General features: G+C 45.5%; 13 protein-coding genes. 7 read left to right on the forward strand and 6 right to left on the reverse strand.

Features of this window, described 5'->3' with window-relative positions; translation table 11 throughout:
• The first annotated feature begins 61 nt into the window (after window positions 1-61).
• From rarD to AOT82_RS01400, 3 genes are read left to right on the forward strand one after another with little or no spacing between them, the layout of a single operon-like run.
• Window positions 62-1,012 carry an EamA family transporter RarD gene (gene rarD / locus AOT82_RS01390; protein WP_071001481.1) on the forward strand — a complete coding sequence of 317 codons (951 nt, stop codon included), beginning with the start codon at window positions 62-64 and terminating at the stop codon, window positions 1,010-1,012.
• Between the two features lie 57 nt (window positions 1,013-1,069).
• On the forward strand, window positions 1,070-1,507 hold the full coding sequence (gene folB, locus AOT82_RS01395; protein ID WP_071001482.1) for a dihydroneopterin aldolase: 438 nt from the start codon (window positions 1,070-1,072) through the stop codon (window positions 1,505-1,507).
• Window positions 1,446-2,030, forward strand: a complete 585-nt coding sequence (locus tag AOT82_RS01400; protein WP_227517168.1) for a 2-amino-4-hydroxy-6-hydroxymethyldihydropteridine diphosphokinase — start codon at window positions 1,446-1,448, stop codon at window positions 2,028-2,030. Before folB ends, AOT82_RS01400 begins: the two co-directional genes overlap by 62 nt.
• 177 nt (window positions 2,031-2,207) lie before the next feature.
• Here AOT82_RS01400 and cysE read toward each other — a convergent pair whose 3' ends face one another.
• The 5 genes from cysE to ggt form a co-directional block, all read right to left on the reverse strand.
• Entirely contained in the window at window positions 2,208-3,119 is a 912-nt protein-coding gene (cysE, locus tag AOT82_RS01405) for a serine O-acetyltransferase (RefSeq protein WP_071001483.1), read from the reverse strand.
• A 188-nt stretch (window positions 3,120-3,307) separates the two neighbouring features.
• The gene (locus AOT82_RS01410; protein WP_071001484.1) at window positions 3,308-4,186 is read right to left on the reverse strand and encodes an RNA methyltransferase; all 879 of its coding nucleotides are present in this window, start codon (window positions 4,184-4,186) and stop codon (window positions 3,308-3,310) included.
• Window positions 4,186-4,566 carry an Hpt domain-containing protein gene (locus tag AOT82_RS01415; RefSeq protein WP_071001485.1) on the reverse strand — a complete coding sequence of 127 codons (381 nt, stop codon included), beginning with the start codon at window positions 4,564-4,566 and terminating at the stop codon, window positions 4,186-4,188. Before AOT82_RS01415 ends, AOT82_RS01410 begins: the two co-directional genes overlap by 1 nt.
• 71 nt (window positions 4,567-4,637) lie before the next feature.
• Window positions 4,638-8,357, reverse strand: a complete 3,720-nt coding sequence (dnaE, locus tag AOT82_RS01420) for a DNA polymerase III subunit alpha (RefSeq protein ID WP_071001486.1) — start codon at window positions 8,355-8,357, stop codon at window positions 4,638-4,640.
• A gap of 296 nt (window positions 8,358-8,653) precedes the next feature.
• Entirely contained in the window at window positions 8,654-10,591 is a 1,938-nt protein-coding gene (gene ggt / locus AOT82_RS01425) for a gamma-glutamyltransferase (RefSeq protein ID WP_071001487.1), read from the reverse strand.
• A 311-nt stretch (window positions 10,592-10,902) separates the two neighbouring features.
• On the opposite strand from ggt, the gene AOT82_RS01430 reads away from it, so the two are divergent.
• The gene (locus tag AOT82_RS01430) at window positions 10,903-13,017 is read left to right on the forward strand and encodes a hypothetical protein (protein WP_071001488.1); all 2,115 of its coding nucleotides are present in this window, start codon (window positions 10,903-10,905) and stop codon (window positions 13,015-13,017) included.
• Window positions 13,018-13,072: 55 nt separating this feature from the next.
• Entirely contained in the window at window positions 13,073-14,656 is a 1,584-nt protein-coding gene (locus AOT82_RS01435; RefSeq protein ID WP_071001489.1) for a hypothetical protein, read from the forward strand.
• 110 nt (window positions 14,657-14,766) lie between these two features.
• On the opposite strand, the gene AOT82_RS01440 is transcribed toward AOT82_RS01435, so the two are convergent.
• Window positions 14,767-15,282 carry a Spy/CpxP family protein refolding chaperone gene (locus AOT82_RS01440; RefSeq protein ID WP_071001490.1) on the reverse strand — a complete coding sequence of 172 codons (516 nt, stop codon included), beginning with the start codon at window positions 15,280-15,282 and terminating at the stop codon, window positions 14,767-14,769.
• Between the two features lie 275 nt (window positions 15,283-15,557).
• Between AOT82_RS01440 and AOT82_RS01445 the strand changes: the two genes are divergently transcribed.
• Window positions 15,558-16,244 carry a response regulator transcription factor gene (locus AOT82_RS01445; protein ID WP_071001491.1) on the forward strand — a complete coding sequence of 229 codons (687 nt, stop codon included), beginning with the start codon at window positions 15,558-15,560 and terminating at the stop codon, window positions 16,242-16,244.
• Complete coding sequence (locus AOT82_RS01450; protein WP_071001492.1) at window positions 16,244-17,839, forward strand: sensor histidine kinase; 1,596 nt, start codon at window positions 16,244-16,246, stop codon at window positions 17,837-17,839. Before AOT82_RS01445 ends, AOT82_RS01450 begins: the two co-directional genes overlap by 1 nt.
• Window positions 17,840-18,026 lie beyond the last annotated feature (187 nt).

Raw genomic sequence — 18,026 nt, forward strand, 5'->3', positions numbered from 1 at the left:
TTGATAATAATAATCAGAATTAGGTGATGGTGCGCTTTGCTCTAAAAAGTTGTCCTGTATTATGACTACCCAAAATGTTGTCAAAAAACCTGTTGCCCCGATTACCACAACCAGACGCGGTATTATCACTGCCCTTGGTGCCTTTTTTATCTGGGGTGGTTTCCCTTTATACTTTAAGCAATTATCCAATTACGATGCAACAGAGATTATCGGGCACCGTATTGTTTGGACGTTTTTTTGCCTACTCATTGTATTGGTAGCGACCAAGCGTTGGGGGTGGATAGAGACGCTCAAACAAAACCCAAGATGGATCGCGTTGTCACTCGTCTCTGGGTTAATTATCGCAACCAACTGGCTGACTTATGTGTGGGCGGTCAATCATGATCGTATCCTTGAGGCCAGTTTGGGATACTTCATTGGGCCATTGGTAGGTGTTGGCTTATCGATGATTTTATTCAAAGAGCGCCTGCGCACGCTACAATGGGTAGCCATTGGCTTTGCACTACTGTCTGTGGTCATTCAAGTGGTGATGCTTGGTAGTCTGCCGTGGATATCATTGATTTTAGCATTCAGCTTTAGTATTTATGGCACCATTCAGCGGCAAACGCCATTGACTGCTGTCGATGCTATGTTTGTTGAAACGGCCATGCTAGTACCTTTATGTATTTGGTGGTTTTGGCAGTCAGATGTCGTCAGCCATCAGCTAAGCTTTTGGTTCAGCTCAAACATTTGGCTACTGATGCTCGCAGGGCCGATTACGTTGATACCGCTTTTATTATTTAATAAATCGACCAAGCTTGTGGCATATAGTATCTTAAGCTTTATGAATTATCTGACGCCGACCTTTATTTTCTTCTTAGCGGTATTTTATTACAATGAACCATTTGATCTACATCGTCTGGCAGTATTTGGTTTGATTTGGTTAGGGTTACTCTTATTTAGCATTGATCTGTGGCGACATCGTCCAAGTAAAGTATTAAAGGCTGAACGTCTCCGTGAAGAGGCTTTATAATCAGTTAATTAAAAAATCAAAAATACGCACAAAAAATTAGCAAACAAGGATGGAAGCATGTTTCATACCCAGTCTGATGTGGTATTTATAAAAGGTCTAAAGGTTGAGGCGGTCATTGGTGTGTTTGATTGGGAGCGCGCCATTACTCAGCCGTTACTGATCGATATCGCACTTGAAACGGATATTAGCCGTGCCGCTGTGTCCGATGATGTCAGCGATGCGCTAAGCTATAAAGAAGTATGCGATGATGTGAGCGTGTGGTGCCAAGCCATTCAAGCAAAGCTGCTTGAGCATTTGGCTGGTCAAATATCTGATAAGCTATTTGCAAAATATGACTGCCAAAAAATCACGTTGAGCATTGCCAAGCCGACTGCTATTGCCCAAGCAGATGCGGTAGGGGTACAAATAACACGTTATGCGCCAGCATCAACCAATGAGCCAGCTACTAAAGACGTTACCAAAGAAGTTAATGACAGCCAAGCCGATGATGCATAAAACGTCGATGGAGTTGAATGTGGCAACGCTAACACAATGCGCACCTGAGATTCTGCAAGCGCAGACCGTGGTAGAGGTGGTATTAGCGCTGGGTAGTAACTATCAAGCCGAAAAATATCTACCGATTGCTCGAGAGAGTTTGGCAGCGCTGGGTGAGGTGCGACTATCTACGGCTTTTCAAAACCCTGATTTTACTGCAACCTTGGAACAGCCAAAGCCTGATTATACCAATCAATGTGTCCATTTAGCACTGAATACACCGATGAGTTTGCAGCAACTACAGCAAACCTTTAAAGCGCTTGAGGGGAACTGTAATAGACGTCGACAGACTGAGCCAAAGCAAGTGCGACGAGTGACAATGGACATTGATATTTTGATGATTAAATTGGCTACTATAGAAAATAGCCTAAGCAAATATTCGACATGTAAATCAAAATCTGATTGGATTGTAATGGCGAATCGTTATCCCTTTAAAGCACATGAAGTTGTAGGGATTGAAGAGTTGACTGCATTTACTGATTAGCTGTTTGAATAGCGTTTTGAGAAAAAATTAATAATAAATAATAAATAGACAGTTAGTGGGGTGACTTATTTTAACTCACACTGATAACATCTGATATTTTTGCAGTAGATAAGACTAAGGGGCGTACAATGTATTGTACGCCCCCTGGTTTTATTTGTTTTACTGAAACTCTCGTATTCACTTCTGCTCGTTATCTGCTGCATCGATATCAGCACGACCAATCACATCTAAATCCTCTAGGCACAGCTTATCGTATTTCTTTTTACAAAAATTAGGATCGATATCACACATCGCTGACTGCAACTGATCGAGACGATTCTCTGATTGTTGAATGTGTTCGAGCATTTTAGCAAATGCTTCTGCGACAGGGTCTTGCGAATAGGGATCGATACCGTAGGCGCGAAAGGTATTGGTGCGTTTTGCAGTAGAGGTGGTGTCAGCTGCTTGATCCTTAACGCTCTCGCCAGCTTGCGCGACTTTTTCTTGTTGCTTGGCATCTTGTACTTTTGTCGCGATGGGATTGCCTTTTTCATCGTGATGATCTGAGATCATACGAGCAGCACTGCCAACCATCGTAGCGCCTGCTGGTACTGGTTTGACTACCACTGCATTCGAGCCGATTTTGGCATTTTTACCGACGGTAAATGGCCCCAAAACTTTGGCGCCAGCACCAACGGTCACACCATCTTCTAGCGTTGGATGGCGTTTCCCATTATTCCATGACACCCCGCCTAAAGTCACACCATGATATAGAGTGACGTCATTGCCAATTTCGGCCGTTTCTCCTATCACAACACCAACACCATGATCGATAAAGAAACGCTTGCCAATCTTGGCAGCAGGGTGAATCTCAATACCTGTAATAATACGCGAGCCATATGAGATGACGCGAGCCGCCAGTTTCTGTTCATGATTCCACAGACAGTGCGCGCCGCGATGTAGAATGAGCGCATGGATACCTGGGTAGGTTAGGATGACTTCCAGACTATTGCGCGCTGCAGGATCACGGTTAAATACCGCATCGACATCTTCTTTAAGCTCTTTTTTGATGCTGGCAAGTGTTTTGAACAATTTGGCTGGCACTGACATAAAATGTCCTATCTATTCGTCGGTAAAGTAGCGTTGCTAAAGTAGCAATGTCTTTATTTTATGGTCATGATGGTTAAATAATGATGAGAGTATATTGTTGCTCATTTTTCTAAGTTATAACAGCTTTGTACCGCAAAATATAGTAAAAAGCTGTCAAATGAAAGCGAGCTGATAAACAATGACTTGTTTTAGTCTTTGGATAGTTTTGCAATCAAAGCACTTAATAGCTGATACTCTTTTTGATCAAGCTGTAGGCGTGACCCAAGTCTAGACAAGCGTGATGGCAATGACTTTAGATGTTCGCTATTTGCCAGACCGCGCTGTACCATAAGGTCAGTAGTACGCTGAGTGAGCTGTTGCAGCTGCTGCTGATTAATAGCAGGCTCATCCCATTGCTGACGCAAATTCACGTTGATTGTCGATTGGGAGTCGTTGTTCTCGTCTAAACTGTCCGCTGTCTGAGTATGCGTTTGAGCATAAGCAAAAATAAAGCTGGCAATGACCTGCACTGCTGAGGCGACATTTAGTACAGGGTAAGCAGGATTGGCGTCGATTTGAATGTGATAATCAGCATAAGCCAACTCTTCATTGGTCAACCCGCGATCTTCACGCCCAAATAATATAGCGATATTTGGTTTGCTAGAAACAGCGTCTGATGAGGTGTCAACGTTATTATCATTTGCACTTAAAGCCGACTGTGTATCAATAAAATCAAACATAATCTTAGCGGCTTGCGTGGGTGTCACAACAGGGCGCGGCATATGACGACTGCGGCTGCTGGCTGCAAATACCAGCTGACAGTCGGCAATGGCAGACTCTAGAGTAGGTGCGATCACAGCAGATGACAGCAGCTCACTACCACCTGCCGCATGAGAGACACTGGTCTCATCAATTGGCAATTTGGGGTCGACAACGGTCAAACGGGACAAGCCCATTGTATGCATGGCGCGTGCGGCTGAGCCGATATTGGCAGGCAACGTCGTATTGACCATGATGACTTGTAAGCAGTCGAGGTAGTCATTCACTGTACGGGCTTGCTCAGTAGATGATAAAGAGTCGTTACTCATTATTGCCCCAATCTTTGATAGATTTCTTGTTCAGCACGTTGTAATGCGGCGGCAATCTCTTCAATAAGATCAGCTTGTTCACTAATGTGGCGCTCACGGCAGCATTCTTGTAGTTGGCTGCTAAGACGAACCAGCTGAGTCGTACCCAAATTGGCACTTGCGCCTTTTAGGGCATGAGCGGTCTCAAAGCCATTGGCGTTATCATCTTCTTGCTGAGCGATTCGCAGTGCTGCAACGCGTTTTTGACTGTCATTGAGGTACACTTGTATCAGCTCGACAAAATCTTCTTCTAGCAAGTCACGCATGTCTTCGAACTGTTCGTGATTGATAATCTCTTCATCAGTCTGACCAGTCATATTATTATTCGTCATGTCAGTCATGGCTTTTATCCAATTGTTAAAAGTTAAAGCAGTCAAATTACTATAGTAAATTTTTGGTTGGATTGTGCATTTTAGCTGTAATGAAAGTGTAAGTTATCTTCACTAACTAACGTCTTCAGTTGTTGCAAGTTATCATCGTTCGGGTAAACCCGCCAATGTTCGGATAGTCCCACGTTTGCGATACCATAAACGTCATACACGCTCAAACCAAGTGGCAAGCAGTTATCATTGATAGAAGTATCTGTATTACTGAGCGCATTGTTTGCATAACTTTGGGGCATGCTATTTTGATTAAATGCGTCATGGTTCATATCGTTCTCTAGAGCCAATAAGTCATTGCCATTTTCATCATACAAACTGCCGCCCATGGCAGGGTCGTAAGTGTTACTACCACTATTGCCTGGCTCATCTTGCTCTTGATTATAAGCCAAGCGTGGCTCAGGTATGATATCAGCCTGTGCAGATTTGAGTAATGGTTGCAAGCGTGTGAGTAGGTCGATATCGCTACCATGGACTTTGATACTGATTTTTTTGAGCCAACGCAGGCGCGCATCGACCATGCTCATGGCACTATCAAGACGCGCAAACAAGCGCCCATCACGCTCACGAATACTGCCTTTGATAATGACGACTTCATCGATTTTCAATTGCTCTTTGACACGGTTGAAACGCTCAGCATAGCAGCTGACTTCTAATCTTGAGGTGCCATCATCTAAAGTAATCACATTACGATTACCAAAGTTAGCGATGTCTATAATGAGTCCTGCAAAATAGCAACTACCGTTATAACCAGTATCTGTCAATTTATTGAGGCGCGTGCCTGAGGTGTAACGTTTTAACTCATCTAAATATTCATTAATTGGATGACCCGTTAAGTACAACCCTAAGGTGTTCTTTTCCGCCTTTAGGCGGTGCTTATCACCCCAGATCAGCTCTGGCGTCATCACGAGTGGCGGCGCTGCAACAACACCGTCCATTTCGCCAAACAGATCCATCATGCCAAGCTCGTTATTTTGACGATCTTGCTCAGCCGCTTGCACCGCGCTTGGCAGTTGGCTCATCAAGGCACCGCGAATCTCGTAAGCTTCGTCGGCTGGTAAGTCGGGTCGTAGCGTCGCAGCAAAGTCATCAAAACAGCCAGCACTGACCAATGCTTCGAGAGTACGCTTATTAACTTTTTTGATGTCCACACGGCGGCAAAAATCATATAAGTCTTTGAATGGTCCATCCGTTCGACGAGCATTAACGATGGACTCGACAGCCCCTTCACCTACGCCTTTAATCGCGCCCAATCCATAAATGATATTGGTTGGAGTGTCTGCGACAAAGTGCCACTCGCTGCGATTGACTGACGGATTGACCACAGTCAAATCAAAGTTTTCACGGCAATCATTGATAAAGAACACCACATTGTCGGTGTTGTTCATATCGGAGGTTAATACTGCCGCCATAAATTCAGCAGGATAGTACTGCTTGAGATAAGCCGTCTGATAGGCAAGTACCCCATAAGCCGCAGAATGCGAGCGGTTAAAACCATAACCTGCAAACTTTTCCATCAAATCAAACACACCGCCTGACGTGACTTCATCGATGCCTTGTGAAGTTGCACCAGTGACAAAGATATCGCGCTGCTTTGCCATCTCTTCAGGTTTTTTCTTACCCATGGCGCGGCGCAGCATATCAGCACCGCCCAAACTATAACCTGCCATCACCTGTGAGATTTGCATCACCTGTTCTTGATAGACGATAACGCCATTGGTATTCTCTAAAATCGGCTCAAGATTGGGATGGTCATAAATGACCTCTTCACGACCGTGCTTACGGTCGATATACATCTCTACCATGCCGGCATCAAGCGGGCCGGGACGATAGAGCGCACACATGGCGATGACGTCCTCGATATTGGTCGGCTGCAGTTTGGCCAGATACTTTTTCATGCCCATACTTTCTAGCTGAAAGACGGCGGTGGTTTTGGCATCTTGTAGCAGCTTATAGGCTTTGACATCATCTAACGGCAAATCTTCCAATACCAATGCGGGTACATTTTCTTTGGCACGGCGCAAGTTGATGTTCTCAACCGCTGCGTTGATGACCGTTAAGTTACGTAGACCCAAAAAGTCAAACTTCACTAGTCCTACGGCTTCGACATCGTCTTTATCAAACTGGCTGACACGGTGACCCTCATCGTCACAATAAATGGCGCTAAAGTCTGTGATTTTGTGCGGCGCAATCAATACACCACCAGCATGTTTACCGACGTTTCGGCAGACACCTTCGAGCTTGACTGCCATCTCCCAAATCTCAATGGCATCTTCATAATCCATGTTGTCAGGGTTAGAGATCAAGTCTTTGAGCTGTGGTTCTTGCTCTAGCGCTTGGCTGAGGGTGATACCGGGTGTTTTGGGAATGAGCTTGGATATTTTATTGGCCAAGAAGTACGATTTACTTTGGACGCGTGCCACATCGCGCACCACCGCTTTTGCCGCCATGGTACCAAAAGTGATGATCTGTGAAACGGCATCACGACCATAGGTTTGCGCCACATAGTCAATCACGCGATCGCGCCCTTCGATACAAAAGTCGATATCGAAATCGGGCATCGATACCCGCTCAGGGTTTAAGAAGCGCTCGAATAGTAGATCGTAATGAATCGGATCAAGGTCGGTAATATTGAGCGCGTAGGCGACCAATGAACCTGCACCAGAACCACGTCCAGGGCCTACTGGCACGCCATTGGCTTTCGCCCAGCGGATAAAGTCCATGACGATAAGGAAGTAACCCGGGAAACCCATTGATAGGATAATATCCAGCTCGTAGGCGAGACGCTCGTCATATCTTTGACGGAAATCGCTCCAATTGTCCGTACGGGCCTCAACAGGGAAAAGCTTATCTAAGCGCTCTTCCAGACCGCGCTTTGACTCTGCCCGAAAAAACGATTCAATCGTCTCGCCTTCAGGGACAGGGAAGTCGGGCAGTACGTTAATGCCCAGCGTTAAAGTCACATTACAGCGAGTCGCCAAGCGTAAGGTGTTGTCAACCACCTGCGGAATATCGGCAAACAGCTGCGCCATTTGCTCTTGGGTTTTTAGATACTGCTCATCAGAATAATTCCGCGGACGGTTAGGGTCAGCCAGTACGTACGAGCCTGCGATACACACGCGGGCTTCATGCGCATCAAAATCCTCTTGCGCCAAAAAACGTACGTCATTATGCGCAATGATGGGGATGTTGTGTTTGGCACCTGAGTGAATGGCTGCTCTAATAAAAGCGTCCTCGCCTGAGCGATTGGTACGCTTGATGGCAAAGTATAAACGATCGCCAAATTGCGCTTGCCACTCGGTGAGCAGCTCATCGGCTTTTTCTGGCATAGAGCCAACCAGTGCTTGGCCTACGTCTGACTTTTCGGTGAGTAGGACAATGACGCCTGCTGCATGTTCTAGAATATGACTGCGTTTAATCACAGGTGTGCCATGATTGACAGGGTCAGCGCGACCTTCGGTAAACCCAAGCGACACGATACGGGTAATGTTTTGATAGCCTTCGTTATTCATCGCAAGTAGGGTGAGGCGTGTGTCTTCATTATCCATGATGACTTCGCTGCCGATAATGGGCTTGATACCCGCGCCTAGGCAAGCACGATAAAACTTCACCGTGGCATATAAATTGGACAAATCAGTCAAAGCCAGCGCCCGCTGATTGTCAGCTGCCGCCGCTTTCACGAGTGGCTTGATGCGCACGATAGAATCGGTGATGGAATATTCGCTGTGGATACCAAGGTGTACAAATGCCATAGAAGACTCTTACTAGTACGATCAAAAGAAATAAGCTAGCGATAAAATACAGGATGATTATCAATCATTTGTAGTGTTATCGAGAGGTGGTTAAGACCTCGGTAGCCATGTTGATACGCTTTAAATGGGGTCGTTAATAATAGCATTATTTGCGGCATGCAGCCACTGATTGCAAGGGTTTAATCTGAGGGATGTGAATTATCATGTCAATTTAATTACGTAAGAAATGATATAAAAAACCCTCAACACGGTAAAGTGCGGAGGGCTATATAATTGATAAGTAATGACAATTTAACTTAGTACCCAACCACCGCTGCATCCACAATACGGGGATCAGAAGATCCATACAGGCCGTTTGGTGTGAGCATAATCGACTGCGTGGAGCCCATGGCGGACTTTGGACTGACCGTGTGCCCCATAGATTCAAGCTTTTTGACCGTATCGACATTGAGCGCTTTTTCAATCCGAATCTCATCAGGGAGCCACTGATCATGAATACGCGGTGCGTGAGTTGCCTCAGCGATATTCATATCATGGTCGATGACGTTAGAGATAATCTGGGTGACAGTCGTGATGATACGACTGCCCCCTGGGCTGCCCGTAACGATATACGGTTTGTTGTCTTTAAATACCAGCGTTGGACTCATCGAGGAGAGCGGACGCTTATTGGCTTCAACAGCATTGGCGTCACCACCAATCAATCCGTAACCATTGGGTACACCCGGCTTGGCAGAAAAATCATCCATTTCGTTATTTAACAAGATACCTGTGCCGTCAGCCACGAGACCAGTGCCATAAGAGAAGTTCAACGTATAGGTGTTGGCGATGGCATTGCCGTCTTTATCAACAATAGAGAAATGCGTGGTTTGATCGCTCTCATAAGGGAGCGGGTTGTTGGCTTTGATGGTCGCGGCTGGCGTGGCTTTATTGGGGTCAATCAGTGTACGCAGGTTATCCGCATAGGCTTGTGACGTTAGGCCGCTAGCAGGTACGTCGATAAAGTCAGAATCCCCTAGGTACTCAGCACGATCTGCATAAGCCAGTTGCATCGCTTCCGCCATCAAATGAATGGTCTGTGCGCTGTTTTGACCATAGTCCCCCAGTGGATAGCCTTCTAAGATATTTAATATTTCGATAATGTGAATACCACCAGAGGAGGGCGGTGGCATAGAGACAATCTCATAACCACGGTAATCGCCTTTGACAGGCACGCGGGCGATGGCTTCGTAATCGGCTAAATCCTGCAAGCTCATGCTACCGCCTGCTTCATTGACGGCTTTTACGATGTCACGCGCGGTTTTCCCTTTATAAAATCCGTCTGCGCCTTGTACCGCGATTCGCTTTAGCGAGCGGGCAAGCTCAGGCTGCTTTAATCGCTCACCCGGTTGATAAGCGCTGCCATCAGGCTTGAAAAATACCTTTTTGGTGCTCGGCCATTTTTGCAAGCGATCACTCAAAGCAGTAAGCGATTCGGATAAGCCTGCGGTAACCTCTATACCGTCTTCTGCCAATGCGATCGCTGGTGCCATGACTTGCTCGCGGCTCATGGTGCCATGCTCTTCTAATGCTTTTAGTAGCCCTGCGACTGTCCCCGGCACCCCAACGGCTAAGCCATGATAACGAGATAAGTCACTGACTGCGTTGCCCTCATCGTCGAGATACATATCACGAGAGGCGCTACTTGGTGCTTTTTCACGGTAATCAAGCGCAACCGTTTTGTCTTGCTTGGCATCATAAATCATCATAAAACCGCCACCACCGATATTACCAGCACGTGGCAAGGTCACAGCAAGGGCAAAGCCAACCGCAACCCCAGCATCTACCGCATTACCACCGTCTTTCAAAATCTGTAAACCGATGTCAGAGGCCAGCGCTTCTTGGGTGGCGACCATGCCATTTTTTGCCCATACTGGATGATGAATGGCATCTTCAGAGTAGATAGCCTGATCGCTATTGGCATTGTTTGAGGTGGTTGTGAGAGTAGTGGTTTTTGCCCGTGTGATGCGTTTGGTTTCAGATACGACGGTTGGGTTGTCCCTCATAATGGCTAGATTGATGGCATTGGTATCAATCGAGGTGTTATTGACCGTGGGGCTATTGGCTGAAACGGTTGGCTCTAGTGCATGGGCTGAGACAGATAGTAGTAGCGCACTCGTAATAAGGGCTGCGCTAGATTTTAATTGGTTATGAGTCTTGGGTTTTTTTTGCTTATCATAAGAGAGTGGCTGTGACATCGCAAAGTCCTTTTTGGGCAAGTAGAAAAAACAGGGTATCAAATAAATACACTTAAATAGTAACGAAAATATCAAATAGTAGAAAGTTGTTTATCATATTTTGTCATTTGAGTTTTTATATGATGTGCAGTATGAGTGGTCTTCTATCGATATATACATAATTAGTGTCATGTAAATTGTGCAGAGAAGCTCACTAGCCAGTGAAGATTTTCTTTAAAAATAAGTCTTAATATTACTAAATTGTAACGTCTTGTGATATAAAGTACAGTACTAATGTACATCCGTTAACGACTGGCTATAAAGAGATTTTTATGTCATCAAACCATGTTAATAACCGTAATCGACAGTGCCACTCTGAGATGGCGAGTAATTATTTGCCTATCATCAACAATAAAAATAATAATGGTCATGTATCTCAAACAAGCAAATTAACCTCTATCGCTTTGCTAGTTGGTAGTGCGTCGCTTGTGCTTACAGGTTGTCAATCAAATCCGACTGCCTCAACGGATGTGGCAGCCTCCAGTACCCTTATGGATTTTAGCACTGCAAATCCTGCTCAGAGCCAACGTCAAGGTCACGCTTTTACGGCTAGTCAAGAGGCCCAAGCTGAGCGTTACGCGCAACTGTTTAATCAAGAAAAATATCCCAACACTGAGCACCAAGCCAAGGCGCATTTATTGGCAGCGATTCGCCAGCATTTGGCAACAGAGCATGTGGCCGTCGCGCAAGCCAATTACCAAGCAGTACCATTTATCGATGCCGATAGTATTGATGCAGGCTCAAGCAGCTTACTCAGAACGATTATAGAGACCTATGCCTATCAGCCTAAGGGAATGTACGATAGTAGCGATGATGAAGCGCAAGCTGAGGCTAGAGCAGAATTAGCAGCGGTAGGTGTAGAGTCGAATAAATGCAATGAAAACGAAGATGATGACGCTTATGAAGTCTGTGTGGTAGAGGGTATTAACTACGATTATGATGATGCGAAAGATTCGATAGAGTCCGACTATCCTAGTGACTATTATAAGTCTAGAGCAGAAGCTGAAGCAGAAAGAAAGGCCATTGCTGCTATATTGTCTGAAGCAGGGGAGAATGAGCCGACGAGCAGTGATGCTAGCAGCGATAACGAGTATGCCTACGATGCAGCAGATGATTACAGTAGTGACGACTATAATAATTATGATGAATACAGTAACGGTGGTGAAGGCATTCTCTCCGGCATGTCAGGGTTAAACCCGAAAACAATGGCTGCAAAATATGAAGCCATGCAAATGGATAAGCAGCGTGCTAAGACAGAGCCGACCAGTCGCGATGAGATAACATCCTCTACTGGCGTGATCGGTAGTATATTGACAATGTTCCATCGTACTCCTGAACAAATCGCTGCTACCAACGCCTATCAATATCAGCATTTGACGTTCAATAGCGTCAGTCAGTACAACCCAAAACAGCGGCAATTACAAAGCGTCTATAGCTACGACTATGCCACGCCAACCATCAGCTCATCTATACAGATACCAGTGGCATTTGATTTTAACAACAGCAGTGTCACGCTTGATCCATCGGCAATCATGCCAATCGTTGCGCTCGTCAATCCTGAGAACACCCCGCTGCCGTCGCAGATGGCCTCACATACGGTCAGCTTTGGTTTGCCTGACAGTATCACGGCGCAGTTGCCACCAGCAGTGCTTTATGATGCGGTGCTAAATGCCATACAGAGCAGCATGGCAGAATTGGCACCTGAGCATTTTAGCGCCGTAGACATCAGTGGTGATGCGTTTGCCAAAGAAGTTGGCGCGACTCGAGTAGTAAAAGTTTATTTTGGCAGTCAGCAAAGTGGTGAAATGATTGGTAAGACTCTGAAATATGTGACCAAGTCGTTGCAAGAGTATGTGGATGCCAACCCAGAAAAATATCCTAATGGAGCCATGCTAAAAGCCGCGCTTGCCAAAGCACAGCTATACAACAAAGGCTACCAAAGTGCGGATGTGGGTTCGCTACTACAGCTGATCGAAGCCATTGGCCCTATCTCTTTTAATCAGATTAATTACTATTATTTAGATAACTCAGATCGCCTGCTTGCCAAGCAGCAGCGCGTCAATATCGGTGGTGATTTACTTGGCTCTACGACGACCATGCTCAATCAAGTCCGCTATGATAAAGCCAGCTTTGACCACCATGCCCTAACGCCACTATTGGCAGAGTCATTTGGCTCAAATGCCGCAGCGCCTATCGATGGCAATGCATGGATAGCAGCACAGCGCCAGAAAAAAGACAGACTACAAACGGCACGCTATGCGCGTTACGATTATGAGGATGGCAGCTTAGAGACTGATTATAGTAGTGACGAATATGACAATCGTTATGATGCAGAATCAATTGATGAGAGCCGTATTGGCGATGCTAAAGATGATAATGAAAAATAGAGACGACGTCGCATTATCTTATCGCATTTACGCATATGTCTATTAAGGATAAAAAATGAAAACAGCACATCAAACGCTTACACTACGTCTGTCATCTATGATAAAAAATCACTTATTATTGACCAGTGTTTTTCTATCAGGGGCGCTTTTGCTAACTGGTTGCCAAACGACCAATGTGAACCCTTCAAATACGCTGGCGACAAACCCGTCACCCAGCACCGCCAAAAAAACATTGGCCAGCGCATTACAAAAACAGCGCCGCCAATCGTTCAGCTACCATAGTAATATTGAGATCAGTAACCATCAGCAGCGTACGGCGACATCTGGCACACAAATAGTGGCATCAGATTATGTGGATGCACATTGCGAAGAGACACATGACCAAGCCTATGCGGCATTGATCATGCAGGCAGAAAAACAAAACAAAGATATTTTAGCCACCGATTATGATGACAAGCGCGATGCTCTTAAACAGTCTTATTTTGAGTGCGTCGATGCTTATTATGCGTGGGAGGAGCACCAGTACGATAGCGATGTGACAGTGCCAGCAGGTTATCAAGCACTATTTGACAATTATGAAGACAAACCAAAGCCGCTAGATATAAAAAAAGCGCAACTGCTAGATGAGTATCTACTAAAACCGTTATCTATCAATGCTCAAGGCATCTATCAGCCCATGGCAGGCAGGGCGACGATGCTCGCCAGCGCCCAATATCTAGCACGCAATCATCATAGCAGTATCAATCAGCCCATCTACATCGACATGAAAAACGGTGATATCTACCTATGGGCAGATAACTTTGCGATGATAAACTCTGAGCTGTTAGACGATAAGCTTGGCGCCAAATGGCGAAACAAATGGTTAAAAATAGCCATTGATGATGGAACATTGCCAAAAGGATTCGGCCGTGAGGTAATCAAAGCCCACTTTGCTGCATCGGATCTGACTTATGAGGCGGCGCCTGTTAGCCAGTTCGATTATGTCGCGCCCAATACGCTTGCCGCGCTCTCGTCCAAGTTGCCGGCGCATCAGCTATCAGCAATGCTCTCAAGTGCCCAAATCATTCGCCGAGTACAAAGCTTTGAGAGTTATCAAGAGGACTATCAAAATTATCTGCAAATCTTCTACAAGCGCATTAGCCAAAAATATCCGGAGCTGGTAAAAGAAGCCGAGCCTATGACAGCCTTTGAGACGATTCAAAGCTCAAAGGAACTCACTAGTAAAGCGATGGTGCAAACAATACTGGCTATGATAAATGCTCAAATAAATGATGAAGATAAGACGGAATCTAAAGTCGCTGCAAACGCCACAGTAGAAGAGCTATATGGATTTGACAAACGTGGTCAGCTCAAATGGCAGCATCTGCACCGCCAATTAGATAACACTGGCAAAACTGCGCCAGATAAAAGTATGACAATAGATGTCTTGCAGCAGTATTCTGTTATTAATAGCAAAGACAAGGCATTCCCAAATCTACCACGTGAGGTTCAGACACCAAATGCGAGCAACAGTATTGATCTGCGAGACTATGCGTCAGAGTTGCTGGAATATTATCGTGACGGTAATGGCACAGCAGTGGGTAAAATGATATTTAACATGATGCCAATGGCGAAAGAACGTTTTGGGGCGACAGACTAACTGGAAGATAGCATCATTGAGTGTTAAGTAGGATACTGTCGTAAAAAAGCGCATCGTATAAACGGTGCGCTTTTTTTAATATGGCCATCACTTATGTTGTGACAGACTTTTTACATGCCTTGATGATGTGGCTTGTCATGGCCTTTACGATCTTTTGAGTGCTTACGATCTTTTTCTTGTCTTTCTGATTTGAGCTGTTCCATTTTTGCACGCTGCTCAGCGGTCAACACCTGAGAGATGGCATGCTGCGTTTGGACGCGCTCAATAAAGCGCTGTTTTGCTTTTGCCGCTTGCTGATCGGCCAAACGGTTTACCGCCGCGTTGTTCAACGTACTTGCATTGGTCAGTGCTTGTATTTGTTGTTCCATTTGTGCGCGTTCTGCCTGATGTTTTTCACGGTCAGCTACGCGGTCGCCATGTTTTTCTTGCATGATGGCTTTGATTTGCGCTTGCTGCGTCGCTGTGAGATTCAGTTTTGACATTGGACCTCTCATGGCGCCGTCTTTATGGTTCTTTTGCATTTGATTCATTGGCGCGGTATCAGAGGCTGCATTGACACTAGAACATGCTGTCACAGTAAATACGCTAGAAGCTGCTAATACTGAGCCCAATAATAATTTTTTCATGATGACATCCTTTAATTACAGTGAGTTTGGTTAAGTAAATACTAAAGTCGTATCTTGCAAGCATCGCATTCTAAGCGCTATTAATCGTTGTGATTGGTCGTCTTAAAAGTGCAGGTCTTGCGGTTGATAGAAGCTATCTTACGGCAGTTAAAGGTTACGAACATTTATGAAGTATTAAGAAAGGTAACGTTTATAGCGAATTGACACGCGCTTGCCTGATAATATGGGCAAGTAAATGAATAAAAGCCAATTAAAATCATGGAAAGGAGGTGAGTGTGCCAAATATATTGATAGGCGATGATGATGAAGAATTGACTCAGTTACTACAAGAGTATTTGCACAACCATGGTATTCATTGCGACTGTGTCCATGATGGGGCGGCAGTTATACAGCGATTAAAAGCGGTGGCGCACGATGATTCCGCTTATGATTTGCTCGTCCTTGATATCATGATGCCAAAAATAGATGGGCTAAGTGTGCTGCGGCAACTGCCAAATATCAGTGATATCCCTGTGATTATGCTGACGGCAAAGGGCGAGGAGATTGATCGTATTATTGGTTTGGAGCTGGGCGCTGACGATTATATCACCAAGCCCTGTAACCCCCGCGAGCTACTGGCGCGTATCAATGCTGTGATTAAGCGTACCAACACGACCACGTCTGAGCATACGCCGCTACCAGAGAGTCGCTTGCATCTTGATCAAAACCAGCGTGTTTGTGAAATAGATGGTGTGGCGCTACAAGTGACGGGAACAGAGTTTGACTTACTCGTGGCGCTGCTCAAGCAAAAAGGAGATGTGGTTAGCAAAGCATGGCTGTCAGAGAATGTCTTGCAGCGTGAGTTGCAGCCTTTTGATCGTAGCCTTGATGTGCATGTGTCTCGCCTGCGCAAAAAACTTCAGCCTTTTCATGATGAACCAATAAAAGCGGTGCGCGGTAAAGGCTATCAACTGGTGCTCTAATGATAAAAACTTCCAGTAATCCCGTCAAATCACCGAAATTCAAAGTGCGAATCACGCTGTTTTGGCGTTTATTCCTGAGTCTATTACTGACGATACTAATTACCTCACTATTATCCATTATGGTGGAGCGCTGGCTGGCTGAAAAAGAGCTGACGGCTCGTATGGACGTACAAATTGAGAGTTTATTAATTCAGCGTCAAGAGATGGTCGATGCGCTGCGAGTAGGTGATTTGATAGCTGTCAGGCAGATGTATCGTCAAGATCGACGCCTCATGAGTCAAATCAGAGTCTACGATGAGCAAGGCGCTATTATATTTCCGCGTTATCGAGATAGAGACGAGCGCACGCAAGGACGTGGGCAAAGCGGCCAGCAGTCGATGGAACGTGCCATGCAGCGACCACTGCCGCCACCGCCTAGAGCTTACGATAATAAACCAAGCAATCTGAATGATGAGATACCCGCAAGACAGCCTTCTGTTTTGCACGAGATCCTAAAACCAATAATGTCGAGCAGTGCTGCGATAGCGGATATTGATGCGCGTCCTGAGCTGGCAGACATCTCGGTTGAACTGCCTGATGGACAATCAGTCATCATACAGTTGCGCCCGCATTTACGTTTTGCAGATGTGGTAGAGCTACAGCATGGCAATTTTCCCATACGTTTATTATTGATTATTGCTTTTAGTGTATTGGTTTGTGTCTGGCTGAGCCGTACGTTGACTCAGCGTATTGGACGTGTGCAGAGTACCGTGCACCGTATGATTGATGGGGACTATCAAGCCAATCCAGCGCTATCAAAAATGGGTGATGATGAGCTGGGATTACTGGCCAAAGATGTGGCTCATTTGTCAACGAGACTGGCTGATAGTGAGCTGGCGCGTAAGCAGATGCTCAGTGATATCTCGCATGAGCTGCGCTCACCGCTCGCGCGTCTCGATGTTGCAACTGAGCTGACTCGTGATTTTGCACCCAACGCCCATCGTTATTTAGACCGTATTGACAAAGAGTCTGCGCGGATGAATGAGTTAATTGAGCAAATTATCCATATTCAATCCCTACAAATGCAGCAATACACGATTGATAATTTGGAGAGCGAAGCAGTCGATTTGTCCGAGATTATCAGTGACATCGGGCAGGATGTGTGTTTCGAGTTTCAGCATAAAGAGGTGAGATGGCAGTGGCAACCACCTGAATATTCATTTGCCAATGACTTAAAAAGCGCTTGGACAGTACAAGGCAATCAAGAGCAGCTGCATAGTGCACTTGAAAATGTCGTTCGCAACGCTTTTATGCATACGGCAGCGGGCTCAACAGTCATCGCTGAGATGAAAGCGGTGCAGATAGATAATAAGATGCCTGCGATTCAAATCAGTATCACGGACGAGGGCGGCGGCGTCGCTGACAATGACTTAGAACGTATCTTTCAACCCTTTGTCCGTCTCGACACGGCTCGTCATCGTGATACTGGCGGTTATGGGTTGGGGCTGGCTATTGTTCATGCTGTCGTGATGGCGCATAAGGGGTATATCAACGCCCATAATCGACGAGATGGTGTACTAGGATTGGTGGTGCAGATAGTATTACCGATTAAATAGTAAAATTTATCATGAGGAAGAGGAAAAAGCTCAACGTATCAGTAGATGCTTTTCATGGATTGATGTTTCATATTCTATCCAAAAGAAAATGTCTTATTTCTCAAAAACTGAAACCAGTAACACTTCAAAAGGCTGCATGATCCCTAATTCATAACTCGTTTTATTTGGTCATATCGATTCTCTTGCA

The organism is Psychrobacter sp. AntiMn-1, assembly GCF_001854065.1.
In the GTDB taxonomy this organism is placed as follows: domain Bacteria; phylum Pseudomonadota; class Gammaproteobacteria; order Pseudomonadales; family Moraxellaceae; genus Psychrobacter; species Psychrobacter pacificensis.